Genomic DNA, 25,365 nt, shown 5'->3' on the forward strand with positions numbered 1-25,365 from the left:
TCTGCTCACTACGGTTGAAAAAGCCGGCATTGGGAGCCGGTTGTGAGGACGACTGAACAGCAGCAGACATGCCGGGCGAATAGGGCACCCGGCCAAACGAAAACGATCTGTCGTGGAGGAAACCCCATGAACGAACGCTACGTTCGCCCCGCCCCTGACCGCATCGAAAAGGTGCGGGGTAGGAATGCCAAGCCGAAATACGGCTCGATGTTGATGGAGTTGGAACAACGCATCGCATTCGACGCCGCCGGCGCGGCGACCGTGGAAAAATCCCAGGAAAAAGCCCATCAGGATCAGGGGGATCACGGCTCCGCCGAGACCGCCCAGCACGACGGCGCCAGCGATGGCCATGACGCGCTGGTCGCCGCACTCGCCGAACACCAAGCTGCTTCGGCAGCACCTGAGACGTCAGCCGTCGCACAGCCGCGCCAGGTGGTGGTGATCGATTCCTCCGTGCCCGACTATCAGGCGCTGGTCAAAGACCTGGGTGACAATTTCAAGATCATCGTTGTCGACCCGAACGAGAACGGCGTTCACGAACTCGCAGAAACGCTCTCGTCCATGCACGACGTCGAAGCGATCCACATCATCTCGCACGGCAAGGAAGGCTTCCTGCAGCTCGGCTCGGCGTCGCTGACGGCAACGACGATGGCGACGGATTACGCCGCCGACCTGACGTCGATACGCGGCTCCTTGACCGATAATGCCGATATTCTCGTCTACGGCTGCAATTTCGCAGAGGGCGAAACGGGCACGAATGCCGTCAAAATGCTCGGCTACCTCACCGGCGCCGACGTCGCCGCCTCGACCGACCCGACCGGAAGTGCCGCACTCGGCGGCAACTGGGATCTCGAGTATCACGATGGCGATATCGCCTCCGACCTGATCGGCACGGACAAGAGCCATGCGGACTACGCCGATACGCTGAACATCGCCTCGTCGAACGGCAACGGCGCGCTGCTGGTCTCGGCCGGGCGCTCGATCTACAGCGTCGATGTGCTGACCGGCAAGGCGACGATGATCACGACGGTGCCGACATCCGTCGGCGGCATTACCGTCTCCGCCACGATCAACTCGCTGGCGGTGGACCAGGCGAACGGCCTGATCTACTATGTCGACAGCAACGCGGTCACGGCCAACAAGGCTTTGTTCGCCTATGATTACATAAACAATACCCACATCCTCGTTGATTCCGACCTGACGACCGGTGCCGCGACGAATATCGTGACGGGCACTGCAGGCGTGGGCGGCGGCGGCGCGGCCTTTTACGGTGGTGCACTTTATCTTGCCGTCGAGGACGTGACCGGCAACAGCGACCAGATTTATCGGATCACCTTTTCAAATAGCGGGCGGACGATGGCGGGCGCGACCACGTTTGGCGCGCTGATTACCGCCACCAATGACTGGGGCGATCTCGCCATCGACGCCACGAACAATGCGCTGCTCAGCGTCACGACGGCAGGTATCACGCGCTACAATCTGATGACCGGCGCCATTATCGATACCCTCACGAATGTCAGCGGCGGCACCAGCGGGCAAGGTGGCGGCGATATCAACGGCAACACCTATCTGATCGGCACCGATATTCGCCAGATCAACCCCGTCACGGGCGCCGCCATCGGCTCGGCCGTGACTATTACGACCAACGGCACGACCGCGCTCACCAACATCTCGGATGCTGCGCGCTGGACGCCGCCGACGGGGACGATCGGCGACAAGATCTTCGCCGACAACGACAAGAGCGGCACCTTCAACACCGGCGATGGCGGCATCGGCGGTGTCACGGTACAGCTGATCGATGACGTCAACGGCGACGGCTTGGTAAGCACCGGCGAACGCATTCTGGCGACGGACACGACCGACGCCAACGGCAACTATCTCTTCACCGGCGTCCTGCCCGGCCAGTACATCGTGCGCGTCACCGACGCGAACGGTGTACTTGGTACGGCGACGCTTACGACGGGAAGCACGACCCAATCGCTTGCGCTTGCCACGATCGGCGCCGCCAACCTTGCGGCCGACTTCGGCTACTACGCCCAGGCCCCAATCGTCGACCTCAATTCCGGCACGACGCCAACGCAGATCATCACCAATGGCGGCACGCCGGGGACCACGGGGTGGACGGTCGGCGGCACCGCGGGGGCGCAGGCAAATGGCGGCTTTGCCTGGACGCTCAACGGCGGAACCGGCACGCTGACACAAGCGAACGTGTCAGGCTGGACTGACGGCCTTGCGCCGTCTGGTGCAGCGCAGCTGACATTCGATGTGGGCTGGAGCAACGATCTGTTGCTCGGCATCTCCAACGATAACAACACGCCGGCGACCGTGGATGTCACCATCGGCGGCGTGCTCTATGCGCGTATCACCACGGGTACGCTGAACGGCACGCCGAATACCGCGACCATCACCTATTTCAACGGCGCGACCGGATCACCCTCCACCGTCGCCGCATCGGCCGCCGGCACCACCGCCTGGGGCCGCACCGCCGTCACCATCAACCTGCCCTCGACGGTGGTCGCTACCGGCGACCTCGTCTTCAGCTATTCCGCGGCCGGCGGCCTTCTGACGCCAAGCACCGATGATATCTTCATCGACAATGTCAGCGCCTTCCGCAACGTCGATACGGTGGCCGGCGTCAACTACACGACGACCTACACGGAAAACGGCGCCGGCGTTTCGATCGGCAGCGCCGCAACTGACGTGCGCGATCTCGACAGCACCAACATGCGCTCGGCGACCATCGTGCTCACCAATGCGCAGGCAGGCGATGTGCTGACTGTCGGCACCTTGCCGAGCGGCATCACCGGATCGGTCGATACGTCGGTTGCCGGGCAGGTGACCGTTACGCTGACGGGCTCGGCCACCAAGGCGAGCTACGCCACGGCGATCAAGGCCATCACTTTCTCCAACACCGGCGATAATCCGAGCACGACGCCGCGCGTCATCAATGTCACCGTCAGCGACGGCGGCCTGTCGTCGGCCGTCGCCACCTCCACCATCGCGGTCGTTGCCGTCAACGACGCGCCGGTCAACAACCTGCCGGCCAGCTGGACGACCAACGAAGATACCAGCCTGGCGCTGTCGGGTCTTTCGGTCACCGATCTCGACGCCGGCACCGGCTCGATGACGGTCACGCTGAGCGTCGCCTCCGGCACGATCACGGCAACGGCGGGCGGCAGCGTCGGCGTGTCGGGCTCCGGAACCGGCACGGTGGTGCTGACTGGCACGCTCGCCAATATCAACGCCTATCTCGCCTCGGCTTCCGCGCCCGTCTACGTTCCTGTCGCCGATGCCAACGGCACCGTCGTGCTGACCATGACGACCAACGACAACGGCAACACGGGCACGGGCGGCGCGCTCACGGATGTCGATACGCGCAATATCATCATCAATCCTGTTAACGACGCGCCCGTGCTCGATCTCGATGGCTCGACCACCGGAACCGGCTATTCGGTTGGTTACACGGAAAACGGCACCGGCGTTGCGATCTCGAATACCAACAGCAGCGTCATCGACGTCGACAATACCAACATGGCCTCGGCCTCGATCGTGATCACCAACGGCCAGGCCGGCGACCTGCTTACGGTCACCGGCACCCTGCCAGCGGGGATCACCGCCAGCTACAACGCCACCACCTTCACCCTGACGCTGACGGGCTCGGCGACCAAGGCCAATTACGAGGCCGCCCTGCGGCAGGTGCTCTACACCTCGAGCTCCGACAACCCGACTCTGAACGGCGCCGCCACATCTCGCAACATCAGCGTCACCGTCAATGACGGCGCGGCGAATTCCAACACTGCCGTCACCGCCGTTGCGATCACCGCCGTCAACGACGCGCCGGTCAACACGCTGCCCGTGAGCTGGGCGACAAACGAGGACACCAGCGTCGCGCTGACAGGCCTGTCGATCACCGATCCGGATGCCGGCACAGGCTCGATGACCGTCCGGCTGCAGGTGCCGACAGGCGTCTTGACCGCCACGGCCGGCGGCTCCGTCACCGTCTCCGGTTCGGGCACCGGCACGCTGGTGCTGACAGGCACGCTCGCCAATCTCAACGCTTACCTGGCATCGAGCGCGGCGCCCGTCTATGTGCCGGTGGCCGATGCGAATGGCAGCGTTACGGTGACGATGACGACGAGCGATCTCGGCAATTTCGGCACCGGCGGCCCGCTCACCGATACCGATACGGCCGTGATCAACATCACGCCCGTCAACGATGCGCCGATCCTTGATCTCGATGCCTCGGGCGCCGGCACCGGCTTTACCACGACCTACACGGAAAACGACGCCGGCGTTGCGATTGCCGATACCGATGGCGTGATCACCGACATCGACAGCGCCAACATGGCCTCGCTGTCCGCGGTCATCACCAATGGTCAGGCAGGCGACATTCTGGCCGTGGCCGGCACGCTGCCTGCGGGCATCACCGCCAGCTACAATTCCACGACCTTCACCCTGACGCTCACGGGCTCGGCCCCGCGCGCCAGCTACGAGACGGCGCTTCAGCAGATCCGCTATCTGTCGAGCTCGGAAAACCCATCGACCACGCCGCGCAGCATCAACGTCACGGTCAATGACGGCGCCGCCAATTCCAACGTCGCGGTCGCGACCGTCAACGTCATCGCCGTCAACGACGCGCCGGTAAATACGGTGCCAGGGTCAGTCACGCTGAACGAGGACGTGCAGACGGCGATCTCCGGCATTTCCGTCAGTGACGTCGACAGCGGCTCCGTCACCGTCACCCTGTCGGTCGCGAACGGCACGCTGTCGCCCTCGGTGATTGCGGGAACGGTCACCGGCAACGGCACGGCCTCGGTCACCGTCTCGGGCACGCTTGCGCAGGTCAACAGCGTGCTCGCCTCGCTGCGCTACACCGGCCGCGCTGATTATAATGGCTCGGACACGCTCATCGTCTCCACGTCCGACGGTTCGCTGACGGACACGGACAATGTCGCGATCACGGTTACCCCGGTTGCCGATATCACGCCGGATACGGTGGCGACGGCTGAAGATACCACAATCACCTTCAACGTCATCACCGGGACCAACGGCGCCACCGCCGATACGTTCAAGGATCCCGGCCGCGCCGTCACGTCGGTCACGCAGCCGCCGGCCGGGCAGGGCAGCGTCACCTTCGCCGCCGATGGCACGCTGGTCTATACGCCCTCCGCGAACTTCAACGGGCAAACGACCTTCACCTATACGGTCACTGCGGGCGGGGTCACCGAGACGGCCACCGTCACGGTCAATGTCAGCGCCGTCAACGATGCGCCGGTCAACAGCCTGCCGGCATCCGGCTGGAGCACCAGCGAGGATACCGCGATCGCGCTGTCCGGCCTGTCGATTTCCGACGTCGATGCCGGCACCGGCTCGATGACGGTTACGCTCGCCGTCTCCGGCGGCACGGTTTCGGCGATCTCGGGCGCCGGCGTCACCATTTCCGGATCGGGATCGGCGTCGCTGACCTTGTCGGGCACGCTTTCGGCGATCAACGCCTATCTGGCGTCCGCCGCCGCCCCGCAATTCAACCCGGCCGCCAATGCCAGCGGTTCGGTAACGCTGACGATGACGACCAACGATGGCGGCAATACTGGCTCCGGCGGCGCGCTTACCGATATCGACACGCGCACCATCACCATCGATCCCGTCAACGACGCACCGGTCAACACGCTGCCGGCGGGCGGCTGGTCGGTCAACGAGGATACGGCGCTTGCGCTGACCGGACTTGCAATCTCGGATGTCGATGCCGGCAGCGGCACGATGACCGTCGTGCTCGGCGTCAATTCCGGACAACTGACCGCCGTATCTGGCTCCGGCGTCACGATCAGCGGCTCCGGCACCTCGTCGCTGACGCTCTCGGGCACGCTTGCCAGCATCAACGCCTATCTCGCCAGCACCGCCCGGCCGGTCTACACGCCGGTGGCCGATTTCAACGGCGCGGTCACGCTGACGATGACGACGAACGACGGCGGCAACACCGGCTCGGGCGGCGCGCTGACCGACGTGGACACGGCAACAATCACCGTCATCGCCGTCAACGACGCGCCGACGCTGGACCTCGACACATCCGCGGCCGGCACCGGCTATGCGACAAGCTACACGGAAAACGCCGCCGGCGTTGCCATCGTCAACACCGGCGTTCTCGTCGCCGACGTCGACAACGCCAACATGGCATCTGCGACGATCGTCATCTCCAACGGGCAGGCCGGCGACGTGCTGTCGGTCACCGGCACGTTGCCATCAGGCATCACTGCCAGCTACAACGCCTCGACCTACACGCTCACTTTGACCGGCTCGGCAACCAAGGCCGCCTACCAGACGGCGCTCGGCCAGATCCGGTATGCGTCTACCTCCGACGATCCAGGTGCTGTGACCCGCTCGATCAACGTCACCGTGTCCGATGGTGCCGCGTCGTCGAACACTGCTATTGCGACGGTCGCGGTCACGCCCGTCAACGACGCGCCTGTCAACACGCTGCCTGCAGGCGGCTGGACGATGAACGAGGACGGGACGTTGTCGCTGACCGGCCTCTCGGTGGCCGACCCCGATATCGGATCGGGCACGGCGACGGTGACGCTGTCGGTCGGCTCCGGCGTGCTGACGGCCGCAAGCGGCTCGGGCGTGACCATCACCGGCTCAGGCACGGCTACCATCACATTGTCGGGCACGCTCACGAGTATCAACGCCTATCTGGCCAGCACCGCCCGGCCGAGCTATGCGCCGGTCGCTGATTTCAACGGCAGCGTGACGCTGACGATGACGAGCAGCGACGGCCAGCTAACCGACACCGATACGCAGGCAATCGCGATAACTGCCGTCGCCGATATCGCCAACGATACGGCCACGACCAACGAGGACACGTCGGTCGTGATCGCCGTCGACGCCAATGACAGCTTCGAAAACGCCGGCCACACGATCACGGCGATCAACGGCTCGGCCATCGTTGCGAACGGCGTCGTCAACGTCACCAGCGGCACGGTTCGCCTCAACGCCGATGGCACGCTGACCTTCACGCCATCGGCCAACGTCAATGGCAGCACGAGCTTTACCTATACGGTCACCTCGGGCGGCGTAACCGAGACCGCGACCGTCAACGTGACCATCGTGCCGGTCAACGACGCGCCGGTGAATACCGTTCCGGGCGCCCAGACCGTTGCCGAGGATACGCCGCTGGCCGTATCGGGCGTATCGGTCGCCGATGTGGATGGCGACGTGCTGACCACGACGGTAACAGTCACCAACGGCATCGCCAACGTGACGACGGGAACCGGGGCGACGATCGCCAACAACGGCACCTCATCGGTCCGGCTGTCCGGCACGGCCGCGCAGATCAACGCGGCGCTGGCCGGCCTCACCTATAACGCCACCGCAGATTACAATGGCGCGGCGCAGCTGACCGTCGTCACGACGGATGGCTCTTTGACCGACACCGATACGGTGGCGATAACAATCACGCCGGTCGCCGATATTGTCGCCGACAACCTGACGACCAATGAAGACACGGCGATCACCTTCAACGCCATCACGGGCACGAACGGCGCGTCGGCCGACAATTTCGAGAATGCGGGCAGGGCGGTCACATCGGTCACGCAGCCTCCGGCCGGCCAGGGTACCGTCACCTTCGCCGCCGATGGCACGATCACCTATACGCCTGCAGCTAATTTCAACGGCACGACGAGCTTCACCTATACGGTCACCTCCGGCGGCGTGACGGAAACCGCGACCGTGACGATCGTGGTCAACCCGGTCAACGACGCGCCTGTCAACACCGTGCCGACAGCACAGACGACGGCGGAAGACACCTCCATCGTCTTCTCGTCATCCGCCGGCAATGCGATCGTCGTGTCGGATGTCGACAATGGGACGCTGACGGTGACCGTCACCGTCACCAACGGCTCCTTCTCGCTGTCAGGTACATCCGGCCTGTCCTTCAGCGCCGGCGACGGCACGGCCGACCAGACGATGACCTTCACCGGCACCACGGCGGCGATCAACACGGCGCTCGCGGGTGCAAGCTATGCGCCGGTTGCCGATTACAATGGCTCGGCGCAGATCTCGGTGCTGACATCCGACGGTTCGCTCAGCGCCACCAGCACCATCCCCGTCACGATCACCCCTGTGGCCGATATCGCCAACGATTCCGTCTCGACCGACGAAGACGTTCCCGCAGTCATTTCGGTGCTCGCCAACGACAGCTTCGAGAATCCGGGTCGCGCTATCACCGCCGTCAACGGCACCGCGATCACGGCGGGCGGCGCGGCGGTCACCGTTGCCAATGGTACGGTGCGCCTCAATGCGTCCAGCCAATTGGTCTTCACACCGACGCTCGATTACAATGGCGTGACCACTTTCACCTATACAGTCACCTCGGGCGGCGCAACGGAAACCGCGCAGGTCACCGTCGCCGTCGCTTCGGTGAATACGCCGCCCGTCAACACGCTGCCGCCTTCATTCACTGCGATCGAGGATACGTCTCTCGGCCTCGCCGGCCTGCAGATCAGCGACCAAGACGCCGGCTCCGGCACGATGACGGTGACACTGTCGGTCAATTCCGGCGTGCTTTCGGCGCTTGGCGCTGGCGGTGTCTCGGTAAGCGGCTCTGGTTCCCAAGCTCTCACGCTGTCCGGCACGCTGGCCGATATCAATGCTTATCTGGCCGGCGCGACGCGCCCGAGCTTTACGCCATCAGCCAATTCCACTGCCAGCGTTACGCTGACGATGACCACCAACGACAACGGCAATACCGGCGGCCCGTCGCTCGTCGATATCGATACGGCGACGATCGCGATTACATCAGTCAACGATGCGCCTACCGGCACAGACAATACCGTCACGATCAACGAGGACAGCGTCTACACCTTCTCGGCCGCGAGCTTCGGCTTCACCGATCCGAACGACAGCCCGGCCAACAGCCTTGCCGCCGTCGTCATCACCACCCTGCCGACCAACGGCGTGCTCTCGCTCGGCGGCACGGCTGTCACCGCCGGTCAGGTGATCTCCGCCGCCAATCTCGGCAACCTCACCTTTACTCCGGCAGCCAATGCCAATGGCACCGCGCTTGCCTCGTTCACCTTCCAGGTCCGCGACAATGGCGGCACGGCGAATGGCGGTCAGGATACCGACCAGAGCCCGAACAGCTTCACGTTCAACGTCACGGCCGTCAACGATGCGCCGGTCAACACCCTGCCGGCGAGCTTCGGCACCAACGAGGACACGGCGCTGTCGCTGGCCGGCCTGCAGGTTGCCGATGTCGATGCCGGCTCCGGTTCGATCACTGTGACGCTCCGTGTCAATTCCGGCACGCTAGCCGCCACCGGCGGCTCCGGCGTCACCGTCAGCGGCTCCGGATCGGGCACCTTGGTGCTGACCGGCACGCTATCCAACATCAATGGCTTCCTCGCCGCAGCTGGTACCCGTCCGGTGTTCAACCCCGCCGCCAACGCCAATGGCGCGGTGACGCTGACGATGGTCACCAACGACAATGGCAACACCGGCAGCGGCGGCGCCTTGTCCGATACCGATACGGCGACGATATCAGTGGCGCCGGTCAATGATGCGCCCGTCGGTTCCGACACGGCGATCACCACCAACGAAGACACGGCTTTCTCCGGCACGCTGCCTGTCGCCACCGATGTCGACGGCGACAGCCTGACTTATGGCGCCGGATCGATCGCGCCATCGCACGGCACCGTCGTGGTCAACCCCAACGGCACTTACACCTACACCCCATCCGCCAATTTCAACGGCACCGACAGCTTCACCTACAGCGTCACCGACGGTACCGCGACGGTGCAATATCTGGTCAGCGTCACCGTCAATTCGGTCAATGACGCGCCTGTTGGCGTCAACGATACCGCCCAGACCAATGCCGGCGTCAGCACGAGCCTCAACGTGCTGGCTAACGACACCGATGTCGATGGCGATGTCCTACAGGTCTCGGCCATCAACGGCGTCGCCGGCAATGTCGGGCTTGCCGTCACCGGTTCGAACGGCGGCACATTTACGATCGGCGCCAATGGTGCGGCGGTGTTCAATCCGGGCACGGCCTTTACCGATCTTCCGGCCGGCCAGAGCCGCAGCTCCAGCGTCACCTACCAGCTGTCCGACGGTCATGGTGGCTTCTCGACGGCGACTGTCACGGTGACGGTCACGGGTGTCAACGATGCGCCGATCTCCACGCCGATCGCCAACCAGACCGGCAACGACGCCCAGGCGGTGACGCTGAATGTCGGCGGCAACTTCAGCGATCCCGATACCGGCGACACGCTGACCTTTACCGCGACCGGCCTTCCTCCGGGCCTGACGATCAACGCCACGACCGGTGTCATCTCCGGCACCATCAACCGCAACGCCAGCGTCAACGGTCCTTATGCCGTGACGGTGACGGCGACCGACAGCAGCGGGGCGACAGCGAACCGCAGCTTCACCTGGGCCGTTCTCAACCCGCCGCCGGTGGCGGCCGCCGACAATCTGGCGACCACCGAGAACAGCCCGCTCGCAGGCTCTGTCTTCGCCAACAACGGCAACGGCGTCGATTCCGATCCCGATGGCGACCCGATTTCAGTCTCGGCGGTCGGCGGCAGCGGCGCCGGTGTCGGCCAGGCCGTGGCCGGGTCGAACGGCGGGACGTTCACGATCAACGCCGACGGCACCTATGCCTTCAATCCCGGCACCGCCTTCGACGATCTCGCCGCCGGAGCAACGCGCGTCACGACCGTGACCTACACGATCACCGACGGCCAGGGCGGCTTCTCGACGGCAACGGTGACCGTAACCGTCACTGGCCTGAACGATGCGCCGGTCGCGGTGGCCGACAGCTTCACCACCAACGAGGACACCTCCGTCACCTTCGACGTGCGCGCCAATGACAGCGATGTCGACGGCGGTACGCTTGCTGTCACGGCGATCAATGGCACCGCCATCGTTTCCGGTGGATCGGTGACCGTCACCGGCGGCGTGGTCACGCTCAATGCTGATGGCAGGCTGACCTTCACGCCGACGGCCGATTACAACGGCAGGCCGACCTTCACCTACACGATCTCCGACGGCCAGGGCGGCACCGCGAGTGCAACCGTCACCGGTACCGTCAACCCGGTTCAGGACCCGCCGGTCGCCGCCAACGACAGCTTCACGACCAACGAGGATACGGCGGTCACCTTCGATGTGCGCGCCAACGACAGCGACGTCGATGGCGACGCGCTTGCCGTGGTCCAGATCAACGGCTCGAACATCGCGTCCGGCGGCTCGGTCGCCGTCACCGGCGGCAGCGTTCGGCTGAACGCCGATGGCACGCTGACCTTTACGCCATCGGCCAACTACAACGGCAATCCGAGCTTCAGCTACACCATCTCCGACGGCCATGGCGGCACGGCGACGGCAACCGTCAACGGGACCGTCAACCCGGTTCAAGATCCGCCGGTCGCGCAGAACGACAGCTTCACGACGCCGGAAGACCAGGCCGTGACCATCGCCGTTCTCGCCAATGACAACGATCCGGATGGCGACGCGCTGACGATCACGCAGATCAATGGCACCGGCATCACCGTCGGCAATTCCGTGGCAATCACCGGCGGCAGCGTCACGCTGAACGCCAACGGCACGCTGACCTTCACGCCGACGGCGAATTTCAACGGCAGCCCAAGCTTCACTTACACCGTCTCGGACGGCAATGGCGGCACCGCGACGGCAACCGTCAGCGGCACGGTAACGCCGGTCAACGACATTCCCGTTGCTGTTGCCGACAGCTTTACGACGGCAGAGGATACGGCCGTCACCTTCGATGTGCTTGGCAATGACAGCGATGTCGACGGCGACACGCTTACCGTGACCGCGATCAACGGCGCTAATATCGCGGCCGGCGGGGTGGTAACCGTCACCGGCGGCACGGTGCGGCTGAACGCCAACGGCACGCTGACCTTCACGCCGACGGCGAATTTCAACGGCAGCCCGAGCTTCACCTACACGGTCTCGGACGGCAATGGCGGCACCGCGACCGCCACCGTCAGCGGCAGCGTGACTCCGCTGAACGACGCGCCGGTTGCCGTTAACGACAGCTTCACCACGCTTGAAGATACGGCCGTGACCTTCGACGTCCGTAGCAACGACAGCGACGTGGATGGCGATGCGCTCAATGTGACCGCGATCAACGGGACCGCGATTGCGTCCGGCGGGTCCGTTGCGATCACCGGCGGCAGCGTCAGGCTCAATGCGAACGGCACTCTGACCTTCACGCCGGCTGCCAACTACAACGGCACCCCATCCTTCACCTACACCATTTCAGACGGCAATGGCGGCACCGCGACGGCCACCGTCAATGGGACCGTCACGCCGGTCAACGACGCGCCCGTCGCCTCCGATACCACCGTCTCGGTCGATGAAGATGGGGTGATCTCGAGCACCCTGCCCACCGCGACCGATGTGGACGGCGATGCGATCACCTATGCCGCCGGCAGCACCACGCCGGCCCACGGCACCGTTGTCGTCAATCCAAATGGCACATACAGCTATACGCCATCGGCCAATTTCAACGGCACGGATCGGTTCACCTATGTCGTCAGTGACGGCAAGGGCGGCAGCAACGAGTATACGGTCACGGTCAATGTTGCGAGCGTCAACGATGTGCCGGTCGGTTCTCCGCTTCCGGCCCGGTCGGGCGCCGATGGCGCAGCCGTCACCTTCGATGTCTCCGGCTTCTTTACGGATGCCGACAACGACACGCTGACCTATTCCGCAAGCGGCCTTCCGGTCGGCCTGTCCATCAACGCCGCCGGTGTGGTGACGGGAACGATCGATCGCCAGGCGAGCGTCGGCGGGCCAACGGGCAATGGCGTCTACACCGTGACCATCAGCGTCAATGACGGCCATGGCGGCACGGCCAGTCAGAGCTTCTCGTTCTCGGTCAGCAACCCGCCGCCGGTCGCCGTCAATGATGCGGTCACCGCGACGGAAGATACGCCGTTGACCTTCAACGTCCTCGATGGTTCCGCGAGCGGCGGCGTGCCGGATAGCGATCCCGATGGAGATCCGCTGACGGTCACGGCGGCCAGCGCCGCCAACGGCACGGTGACGCTCGGCTCCGGCGGCCAGATCACCTATCAGCCGAATGCCAATTTCAACGGCACCGATACCATCACCTACACGATCTCCGACGGAAACGGCGGAACGGCGACCGCGACAGTCACCGTCACAGTGCTCGCCGTCAACGACGCGCCTGTCGGCCAGCCAATCGCCGACCGCACGAGAAACGACGGCGATACCGACAGTCTCAATATCTCGTCCTTCTTCTCCGATGCCGACGGCGATCCGCTCACCTACGCCGCGAGCGGCCTGCCCGCTGGGCTCACCATCGATCCGGCCACCGGCCTGGTCTCCGGTCGCATCGCGCCGGAAGCTTCCGGCCCGACCGGCGAGGCCGTCTACACCGTGACGGTGACGGCCTCGGACGGCAAGGGCGGCACGACCTCGGTCACTTTCCACTACACCATCCTCAACCTGCCGCCGATCGCGCGCGACGATTTCGCGACCACGAATGAGGACACGCCCGTCGATATCGACGTGCTCGCCAATGACGGCGATCCGGATGGCGACAATGACGAGGTCATCCGCGTCAACAATGTGGTGCTGCAGCTGAACGGCCCGGCGGTCGCGACGACCAACGGCACGGTTCAACTGGTTGCCGGCCCGACCGACCGGCCGGTGCTGCGCTTCACGCCGAACGCGAACTACAATGGCCAGGAGAGCTTCAGCTACTCGATCGACGACGGCAATGGCGGCGTCGATACCGCGACGGTGACGATCACGATCATCCCGCAGAACGACGCGCCCGAGGGGACCAACTCCATACCGGATCGCGTGCGGGCCGATGGCCAGCAGCTGATCTACCGCGTCTCGGATTTCTTCGACGATCCTGATGGCGATACGCTGAACTACACCATCACGGGGCTGCCGGCCGGCTTGAGCTTCGACCAGGCAACCGGCCTCATCTTCGGCACGATCGATCACAACGCCAGCCAGGGCGGCGCCGCGGGCGTCTACCAGATCACGGTCACGGCGCATGACGGGCCAAATGGCACCGGCGCGTCCGTGTCCCAGACCTTCGAGCTCCAGGTGACCAATCCGGGCCCGACCGCTGTCAACGATAATCTCGCGATCAACGAGGATCAGTCCGCGACCTTCAACGTCATCACCGGCGCGGGGACGGCGAGCGGCAACGCCGGGGCCGACATCGATCCGGATGGCGATACGCTGAGCCTGATCGCTGCCTCGGCCGGGCACGGGACGCTGACCTTCGCCGCGAACGGTTCGATCACATATACCCCGTCCGCCGATTTCAACGGCACCGACACGATCATCTACACGATTTCCGACGGGCAGGGCGGCGTTTCGACGGCGACTGTTGCGATCACGATCAATGCCGTCAACGACGCGCCCGATGTCAGCGGCCCGCTGCCGGTCCAGATGGACAGCGACGGCCAGACCGTCTCCTTCGACGCCGGCATCTATTTCTCGGATCGCGATGGCGATACGCTGAGCTATGCCGCGACCGATCTCCCGCCCGGCCTGCAGATCGACGCCGCGACCGGCGTGATCTCTGGTCCGCTTCCGAACAACGCGTCGCGCCCCGAACCCTATGTCGCGACGATCACAGTATCGGATGGACATGGCGGCACGATTTCGCGCACAATTACCTGGATCATCAGCAACTTCCCGCCCAAGGCGTTCAGCGATTCTCTGTCGGTCGGCCAAAACGCCAGCGGCAGCGGCAATGCGCTGACCAACGATACGGACCCCGATGGCGACACCTTGACCATCGATCGGATCAACGGCCAGGCGGGCAGTGTCGGCCAGCCGGTCGCCGGTTCGAACGGCGGGACCTTCACCGTCAGCGCCACGGGTGGCTATACCTTCAACCCGGGCACGGATTTCGCCGATCTCGGCGCCGGCGAGACCCGCACCACATCGGTTACCTACCGCGTGACGGATGCCGATGGCGAAAGCGATACGGCGACGATCACCGTCACGGTCACCGGCGTGAACGACAATCCGACGGCAACGCCCATTCCCGCGGTAACGCTTGCCGATGGCCAGTCGCTCGATGGAAAGCCGATCGACGTCAGCGATTTCTTCAGCGACGTCGATGGCGATACGCTGACCTTCACGGCATCCGGCCTGCCGGCAGGCCTGTCGATGGACGCGAACGGCGTTATCACCGGCACGATCACCGCCGACGCATCAAAGGGCGGCCCGATCTATACGGTGGCAGTTGTGGCGAGCGACGGCCAGGGTGGTACGTTCAGGACAACCTTTGATCTTACCGTCACCAACCCGGCTCCAACCGCCGTCAACGACACGGCGACCACCCTTGAGGACGTACCCCTCCTCAACATCGACGTGCTCGGAAACGATACCGACCCTGATGGCGACGTGCTGACGATCGATCCTGATTTCCCGCCGCAAGCAGGCCACGGAACGGTGACGGTCAACATCGACGGAACGCTGAACTATACGCCTGCAAAAGATTTCAACGGCATCGACACCGTCGTCTACCGCGTGACCGACGGCCAGGGAGGGCTCAGCACCGGCGTGCTGACGATCACGGTCGGCGCCCAGAATGACGCGCCGATCGAAACCCCGATCGCCGACATGGAACGCAATGACGGCGATACGATCAGCTTCGACATATCGAGCTATTTCGCCGATCCCGAGGGCGGCGTGCTGACGTACGACGTTCAAGGCCTGCCACCGGGCCTGACCTTCGATCCTGCAACCGGCATCATCAGCGGCCGGATCAGCGCTGGAGCCTCCGGCCCGATGGGCCTGTCCAATTACCTGGTCAAGGTCATCGCAACCGACGACGGCGGGCTCACCGCCGAATCCGATTTCACCTACGTCATCCGCAATATCGCGCCTGATGCAATGAACGACACGGCGAGAACGCTGGAAGACCAGCCTGTCGATATCGATGTGCTCGGCAACGATGTCGATACCGATGGCGATGCCAAGAGCATCGTTCTCGTCAACGGCGTCAACCTGAGCGTCGATGGCGCGGCCGTGCCGATCTCCAACGGCTCGGTGCAGCTCGTGCTTGTCAACGGCGCGCAGGTGCTGCGCTTCACGCCTGCGGCCAACTACGCCGGCACCGCCTCCTTCACCTACACGATCAACGACGGCAATGGCGGCAGCGACACGGCGACGGTGACGGTCACGGTCGATCCCGTCAATGATGCGCCCGTGGCGACCCCGATCCCCGATCGCGCTCAGGCCGATGGCTCGGCCGTCAGCTTCGATGTCAAGGGCTTCTTCACGGATGTCGATGGCGACACGCTGGCGATCGCGGTCAACGGCCTGCCCCCCGGGCTCGGCTTCGATCCGGCCACCGGTCTCATCAGCGGCACGCTGGATGCCAATGCCTCGGCGGGCAGCCCTTACACTGTCGTGGTATCCGCCGATGACGGCCATGGCGGCCAAGTCTCGACGCAGTTCGTCTTCTCCGTCAGCAACCCGGCGCCGATCGCCGCCAATGACGCGGTCGCGACCAATGAAGATACCGCCATTACCTTCAACCCGATCACCGGCGTCGGCACGGCCGGCGGTGGCGTGGATGTCGATCCCGACGGCGATCCGCTGACGATCGTTGCGATCGACGGCCAGCCGATCGCCACCAATGGCACGGTCGCCGTCGCGGGCGGCATTATCCGCCTCAACGGCGATGGATCGCTGACCTTCACACCGGCTGCCGATTTCAACGGCACGGTCCCGCTGACCTACCGCATCAGCGACGGCAATGGCGGCTTTGCGGAAGCGTCGATCGTCATCACCGTCGCGGCGGTGAACGATGTCGGTGTCGTCGATCTCAACGGCGCCGGCGCCGGCGTCGATATCGCCGTCTCCTTCAACGAGGGCGACGCGCCGGTCGCGATCGCCAGCGGCGATGCAACGGTGTTCGATGTCGAGAACGGCATCACGTCGCTCAACGTCGCGCTTGGCGGCTTTGCCAATGCCGGCTCCGAGATCATCCACCTGAACGGCTCTGTCGATATCGTCTACGGTACGGCCAACACCGGCACCATCATCTTCGGCGGCACGACCTTCCGCTTCAGCTATGACGGCGCCAACGCGCTCGCCATTACCAATGCGGCCGGCGGCACGATGGACAACGCGGCGACCAGCGCGCTGCTGCGCGCCATTCAATATGAGAACAGAAGCGACAACCCGACTACGGGAGACCGCACCGTCTCGATCACGGTGACCGACGATGGCGGGGCGACTTCGGCAGCGGCTGTGGCGACGATTTCGATCGGCGCCGTCAACGACGCGCCTGTCGCCGTTGATGACACGGCGACCACGGATGAAGACACCGCCATTGTCGGCGCCGTGCCCGGCGTACTGGGCAACGATACAGACGCTGACGGCGACGCGCTCGTCGTCTCGGCGGTCGGTACCGGCGCGCCCGGTGCTGCGGTTGCCGGCTCGACAGGCGGCAGCTTTGTGATCAACACCGACGGCAGTTATCGCTTCGATCCCGGCGCCGATTTCCAGAGCCTCAAGGCCGGCGAAACACGAGTTACCTCGGTCACCTACGCGGTATCGGACGGCCATGGCGGCACGGCGAACGCCACGCTGTCGGTCACCGTCGTCGGCGTCAACGATGCGCCGATCGGAAGTGATGGAAACTTCCAGACCGCCGAGGATACGGTTGCGACCGGCTTCCTGCCCACAGCAACCGATCCCGATGGCGATGCGCTGACCTATGCCATCGCAACGCCGCCGGCCAATGGCGTCGTCACGATCAGCGCCGACGGCAGCTATCGCTACACGCCGCAAGCCAATTTCAACGGCAGCGACAGCTTCACCTACAGCGTCTCCGATGGTCGCTCGACGGTCACCTACACCATCGCCGTCACCGTCACGCCGGTCGACGATGCGCCTGTGGGCACGCCCATCGCCAACCAGGCCTATCAGGATGCGCAGACCATCAGCCTCGATGTCTCGGGCAACTTCAGCGATATCGATACGCCCAGCCTGACCTTCACGGCGACGGGCCTGCCGACAGGTCTCTCGATCTCGTCTCAGGGCGTCATCACCGGGACAGTCGACCGCGACGCGTCGCAGCTTAACGGCGGCGCTTACTCGGTCACGGTTTCCGCCAGCGATGGCACGAGCTCGGCGAACCAGACCTTTATCATCACAGTCAGCAACCCGGCGCCGATTGCCCGCGACGATGCCGCCAGCACCGGCGAGAACGTTGATATCGCCGGCTCGGTCTTCGCCGACAACGGCAATGGGGCGGACAGCGATCCGGATGGCGACACGATCGTGGTCAGCGCCGTCAACGGTGTTGCCGGAAATGTCGGTGCGTCGATCGCAGGCTCGGCGGGCGGGCGTTTCGTGATCGGCACCGATGGCAGCTACACATTCGTGCCGGGCACCGATTTCGACAATCTGAAGGCCGGCGAGCAGCGCACCACCAGCATCACCTACACCATCTCCGACGGCCAGGGCGGCACCTCGACCGCGACCTTCACGGTGACGGTATCGGGCGCCAACGATCTTCCTGTCGGCTCCGACATCGCGGTCTCGACCGCCGAAGACACCGCCCTAGGCGGCCAGCTGCCGGCTGCGACCGACGTCGATGGCGATCCGCTGACCTATGGGGTCGGCAGCCAGCCGGCGCATGGCAGCGTCACGATCGACCCGACCGGCGCCTACGTCTACACGCCGACTGCGGACTACAATGGCGCCGACAGCTTCACCTACACGATCTCGGACGGCACGGCGGTCGTCACGCATACGGTGAACGTGACCGTCAACCCGGTCAACGATGCGCCGGTCCTGCAGGATGTCGGGGTCTCGATGAATGAAGACGGCACGGCGACGGGCCAGATCGTTGCCACCGACATCGACGACGCGCCGGCCACGCTGGTCTATGGCCTTCAAACCGCCGCCGCGAGCGGGACCGCCGTCGTCAACCCCGACGGCACCTACAGCTACATCCCGAATCCAAACTTCAACGGCACCGACAGCTTTGTCGTGGTCGTCACGGATCCCAGCGGCGCCACCGCCACGGCAACGATCACGATCACGGTCGGCGCGGTCAACGACCCGCCCGTGGCAGTCGACGATGCCGCCGCGACCACCGAGAATACGGCGATCTCAGGCAATGTGATTGTCGGTGGGCCGGGTGCCGACAGCGATGCGGATGGCGACACGCTGACCGTTGTCGGCGTCGGTGCGGCCACCGGTAATGTCGGCACTGCAATCCCCGGCCAGGGCGGCGGCAGCTTCCTGATTGCCGCCGACGGCTCCTATACGTTCGACCCCGGCACCGACTTCGACAGCCTTGCCGCCGGTGCGACCGCGACGACATCGGTGAGCTACACGATCTCCGATGGCCATGGCGGCGTCGCCACCGCGACGCTGACGGTCACCGTCACCGGCCTCAATGACGCGCCGAATGCGCCCGCCTTGCCGCCGCAGGCAAGTCTCGATGGTGCCGCCATCGTGCTGCCTGTCGGTGCTCAGTTCACCGATGTCGATGGCGATACGCTGACCTTCGACATCACCGGCCTGCCGCCGGGCCTCGTCTACAACACCCAGACCGGCGAAATCACCGGCAACATCCTCCCGAACGCCTCCGGCACGACCGGTAGCGCGGTCTATAACGTCACGATCACGGCGAGAGACGGCCTCGGCGGTGAAGCCGTTCGCAGCTTCGCCTGGACGGTGACCAACCCGGCGCCGGATGCGGTCAACGATGCTTTCACGATGAACGAAGGTGGCCAGCTGAGCGGCTCGGTTCTCGACGCCAACGGCAATGGCCCCGATAGCGATCCCGATAATGATCCGCTCACCGTTTCGCTGGTGACGAATACCGCGCATGGCGCCCTCGTGCTCAACGCGGATGGCACCTTCACCTACACGCCGACCGCCGGGTTCAACGGCACCGACAGCTTCGTCTACCGCATCGACGACGGCAATGGCGGCACCGATACGGCGACGGTGACGATCACCATCAATCCGGTCAACGACGCGCCTGTCGTGGTCAATGACAACTTCACCGTTGCCGAGGATGGTCAGGTGGTCATTCCGGTCCTGGCGAACGACAGCGATCCCGATGGCGATCCGCTGACGATAACGGAGATCAACGGCCAGCCGATCAGCGTCGGCGGCATCGTTGCGCTCGCGTCAGGAACGGTGACGCTGAATTCCGACGGCACGCTGACATTTGCGGCAGCACCCGATTTCGCCGGCAATACCAGTTTCACCTACACGGTCTCCGACGGAACCCTGAGCGTGCAAGGCACGGTCACCGGCACGGTGACGGGTGTCAACGACGCGCCTGTCAACGGTCTGCCGGCGACCTTCAACGGCACCGAGGACACGGCGCTGCCGCTGGCCGGCCTGTCGATCTCGGATGTCGATGCCGGATCGGGCACCATGACAGTGACGCTCTCGGTCGATGCCGGTACGCTCACGGCTGCCGCCGGCGGCAATGTGGCCGTGACCGGCAACGGTTCGGGCGCGATCACGCTCACGGGTACGCTCGGCGATATCAACGCCTACCTCGCCGGCGCGTCGGCCCCGGTCTATCACCCGCTTCTCAATTCGAATGCGCCGGTGACGCTGACCATGGTCACCAGCGATGGCGGCAATAGCGGCGCCGGCGGCGTTCAGACCGATACCGACCGGGCGACGATCATTCTCGCGCCCGTCAATGACGCGCCTGTCGCGAGCGGCTCGATGATCCAGACGCGCGAAGACGTGCCGGTTTCGGGCGTGGTGGCCGCCAGCGATCCGGATGGCGACCCACTGACCTATGCGGTCGCAACAGGCCCGCGCAACGGCACTGTCGTCATCGACGCCGCCGGACGCTACCTTTATTCGCCCAACACCGATTTCAACGGCACCGATAGCTTCGACATCAGCGTCAGCGACGGACAGGGCGGTGTCACGACCGTCACGATCGCGGTGACCGTAACGCCTGTTAACGACGCGCCCGTCGGTTCGGATGCGACTGCAACGGTGGCCGAGGACCAGACGCTGAACGGCCAGCTGCCGGTTGCGACCGACGTGGACAGCCCCAGTCTGACCTACGGGCTTGGCGGGCAGGCGGCGCACGGCACGGTGACGGTCAATCCTGATGGAACCTACAGCTACGTGCCGGCCGCAAATTATAATGGTCCCGACAGCTTCATCTACACCGTCTCCGACGGCCAGGCGACGTCGACCTACACGATCTCGATCACCGTGACCGCGGTCAACGATGCGCCGGTGAGCTCGGGAACCTCGATCTCCACCGAGGAGGACGAAACCGTCACCGGCCAGCTGCCACCGGCCACGGACGCCGACGGCGACCCGATCACCTACGGGCTCGCCGCCCAGGCAGCCAATGGCACCGTGGTCATCAACCCCGACGGCAGCTACAGCTACAAGCCGGCCCCCGGCTACAACGGGTCCGACACCTTCAGCTTCAGCGTCTCGGATGGCAGGGATTCCACGACCTACGTGGTCAATGTCACCGTGGGCGCCGTCAATGATCCGCCGAGCGGCTCCAATGCCGCGATCACCGTTGCCGAAGACGGTCTGGCTAGCGGTACGCTGCCACTCGCGACCGATCCGGATGGTGACACGCTCACCTATGGTCTGGGTGCGCCTGCCGCGCACGGCACGGTCACCGTCAACACCGACGGCACCTATACCTATCGGCCGAATGCCAACTACAACGGCACCGACAGCTTCACCTACACGGTCTCCGACGGCATCGATCAGTCGACCTATACGGTCTCGATCACCGTGACGCCTGTGAACGACGCCCCAGTCGGATCGAACACCGCGATCACCGTCTCCGAGGACGTGCCCTTCGACGGCGTGTTGCCGGCCGCCAGCGATGTGGATGGCGATCCGGTTCGCTATGGCGTCGGCACGCAGCCGATGCATGGTTCGGTGACCGTCAATCCCGACGGAACCTACCGATACGTGCCGGCAGCCGACTACAACGGCGCCGACAGCTTCACCTACCAGGTGACCGATGGCCAGGCGGTATCGACCTATACGGTCGCGATCACGGTGACCGCGGTCAACGATGCGCCGGTTGGCAGCAACGTCTCGATTGCCGTCGACGAAGACGGCTCCGCGTCGGGAACGCTGCCGCGCGCGGTGGATGTCGATGGCGATCCGCTGACATATCTGCTGCAGAACGGCCCGAGCCATGGCGTCGCCACCGTGGCTGCTGATGGCAGCTACACCTATGTCCCCGCTGCCAATTTCTCTGGGACGGACACGTTTACCTACGCGGTCTCCGATGGCACGGTTCTGTCCGTCTACACGGTGACGGTGAATGTCGGGGCCGAAAACGATGCGCCAACGAGCTCGGATCTGGCAATCAGCATCTCCGAGGATACGAGCTTTACCGGCTCGCTTCCATCAGCCTCCGATGCGGATGGCGATACCATCGTCTACGGCCTCGGCACGGCGGCCGCCCATGGGGCCGTCACCGTCAATCCCGACGGCACCTTCAGCTATGTGCCGCAGGCAAACTATGCCGGGCCGGACCAGTTCACCTACACCTTGTTCGATGGAACCGTGACGGTGACCTATACCGTCACCATCGACGTCCAGGGCGTGAACGACGCGCCGATCGGCGCCGATACGGCCATCTCGATTGCCGAGGATACGCCCTTCTCGGGCCAGCTTCCGCCGGCCGTCGATCCCGATGGTGATCCTGTCACCTACGCTCTCGCCGGCGCGGCAAGCCACGGGACCGTCAGCATCAATGCCAACGGGACCTACAGCTACATCCCCGACAGCAATTTCAACGGCACCGACAGCTTCAGCTATTCCGTCAGCGACGGAACGGCGACCAACGTCTACCGCGTCTCGGTCACCGTCAGCGCCGTCAACGATGCGCCGATCGGTTCCGATACGTCGATCTCGGCGCAGCAGGGCACGGTCGCGACCGGCAATCTGCCGCCGGCCTACGATATCGAGGGAAGCCCGGTCACCTATGGACTGGGCGCGCAGGCCGCGCACGGCACCGTGGTGATCGGAGCCAACGGTAGCTACTCGTATCAGCCCAACAGCGGCTTCAGCGGCAGCGATCAGTTCACCTACACCGTCTCCGACGGAACGGCGGTATCGATCTACACCGTCACCGTCTCGGTCGGCGCCGCCAACAGCACGCCCACAGGGCAAGACACGACGCTGACCGTTTCCGAGGATACGCCGTTTACGGGCCAGCTGCCGGTCGCGACCGACGCGGATGGCGACGCGCTGACCTACGGCCTCGCCGCCGGACCGGCGCACGGTGTCGTTATCGTTTCGGCAAACGGGCAATATTCCTTCACGCCAGATCGCAATTTCAACGGCACCGATCAGTTCAGCTACTCGGTCAGCGATGGCCGGGCGACGGTGGTCTACCGCGTGTTCGTTACGGTCACGCCCGTTAACGACGCCCCCGTCGGATCGGATACCGCGATCTCGCTCGCCGAGGACACGACCTTCACCGGACGGCTGCCGACGGCCTCCGACGCGGATGGCGATGCCATCACCTATGGCCTGGCGGCCGCCGCCGGCCACGGCACGGTCAGCATCAATGCCGATGGGACGTACAGCTACGCGCCCAACGGAAACTTCAACGGCACCGACAGCTTCAGTTACTCGGTGAGCGACGGTACGGTCACCAACATCTATCGCGTGACCGTCACCGTCACCGCCGTCAACGATGCGCCCGTCGGGTCGGATACGTCAATCTCGGTGCAGGAGGGAACGGTCGCCACCGGCACCCTGCCGCCGGCCTTCGATGTCGAGGGGTCGCCGGTTAGCTATGGCCTCGGCGCCAATCCCGTCCACGGCACCGTCACCATCGATCTGAACGGCAACTACACTTACCAGCCAGACGCTGGCTTCAGCGGCGCCGACCAGTTCACTTATACGGTGTCAGACGGCACGGCGACCTCGGTCTATACCGTCACGGTCTCCGTCGGCGCGGCGAATGGCGCGCCCGTCGGCAGCGACACGAACCTGACGATTGCCGAGGATACGACATTTACCGGCACGCTTCCCGTCGCCACCGATCCCGATGGCGATCCGCTGAGCTACGCGGTTGCCGCCGGGCCTGCCCATGGCGTCGTCACGATCACGGCGGACGGGCGATACGTCTTCACGCCGAACGGCAATTTCAACGGCACGGACCAGTTCAGCTATTCGGTGAGCGATGGCCGCGCGACGGTTATCTACCGCGTGTTCGTCACGGTCACGCCCGTCAACGACGCGCCTGTCGGATCCGGCACGGCGGTTGCGGTCGGGCGCGATCAGACCGTCACGGGCACCTTGCCGCCGGCCTTCGATGTCGAAGGATCGCCGATCACCTACCAGTTGGGATCGGCCGCAGCCCACGGCGTCGTCACCGTCAATCCGGATGGCAGCTACACCTACACGCCGGCAGCCGGCTATGAGGGTGGCGACAGCTTCACCTTCACGGTCTCCGACGGCGACGCGACATCGACCTACACGGTGACCATTGCCGTGGGTGCTGCCGTACCGCCCACGGAGCCGCCGACAGAGCCGCCGGAAACACCGCCAGGCGAGCGTCCGCCGCTCGAAAGGGATCCGCCGGTGGTGTTCCCCGTCGATCCAAACGATCCGGGTGCGCCCGATTTCGGTGACGACGAAAGGGAGATTGGCGGGGCCTCGAAGGAGATCATGGACGATCTCGGTGCCATATCGGACGATATCACCGTGGATGGTCCGATCGACGCCGTGGTCAATGCCGCGCAACCTTTGAACGGCATCGGCTCGCTGCCGCGCCACGGCGCGGTGCTGCATGCCGTGCGCCAGATCTCTGAATGGATCGAAAGCGGGCGTCGTCTCGACGATATCCATATCGGCTTCTTCAAGGGCGGATCGAATATCCACATCGCCGGATCGGGTGACGACAGCACCTGGTTCACGGTCGATACGATCTTCAACGAGAACTTCCTCTACATCCTGCCCGCCTACGGCAGCCAGACGGACAAGACGAGCTTCAGCGTGACGCTGTCCGACGGCCGCGCGCTGCCGGACTGGATGACGGTGACGCATGGCGGCATGATCATCGGCCGGCCGCCTGTCGGTGCCGTCTCGATCGACATCCGCGTATGGGGCACCTCGCGCGACGGTATGGTGAGCGACACGCTGAGGATCGACCTGCAGACGGGAACGGTGCTCGACCACGTCAGGGACCGGCGCGCGGAGCTTGGGCCCGGAGCGCTGTTCTCCAGACAAATGTTGGCCGAAGCGAACATAAACAGTGGGCAAGGCGACCGGCTCTGGAGCGCCCTGCGCGGGCAATGATACCGACTGCGGCGACGCTGCGCCATGTCTTCGACC

General features: G+C 64.7%; 1 protein-coding gene. It reads left to right on the forward strand.

Features of this window, described 5'->3' with window-relative positions; all coding sequences use genetic code 11:
• Positions 1 to 126: 126 nt before the first annotated feature.
• Positions 127 to 25,329 carry an Ig-like domain-containing protein gene (locus ACIQUB_RS12715; protein WP_402929916.1) on the forward strand — a complete coding sequence of 8,401 codons (25,203 nt, stop codon included), beginning with the start codon at positions 127 to 129 and terminating at the stop codon, positions 25,327 to 25,329.
• Positions 25,330 to 25,365: the final 36 nt, after the last annotated feature.

The sequence above is a fragment of the Rhizobium sp. NPDC090275 genome (assembly GCF_044772225.1).
GTDB lineage: Bacteria > Pseudomonadota > Alphaproteobacteria > Rhizobiales > Rhizobiaceae > Rhizobium.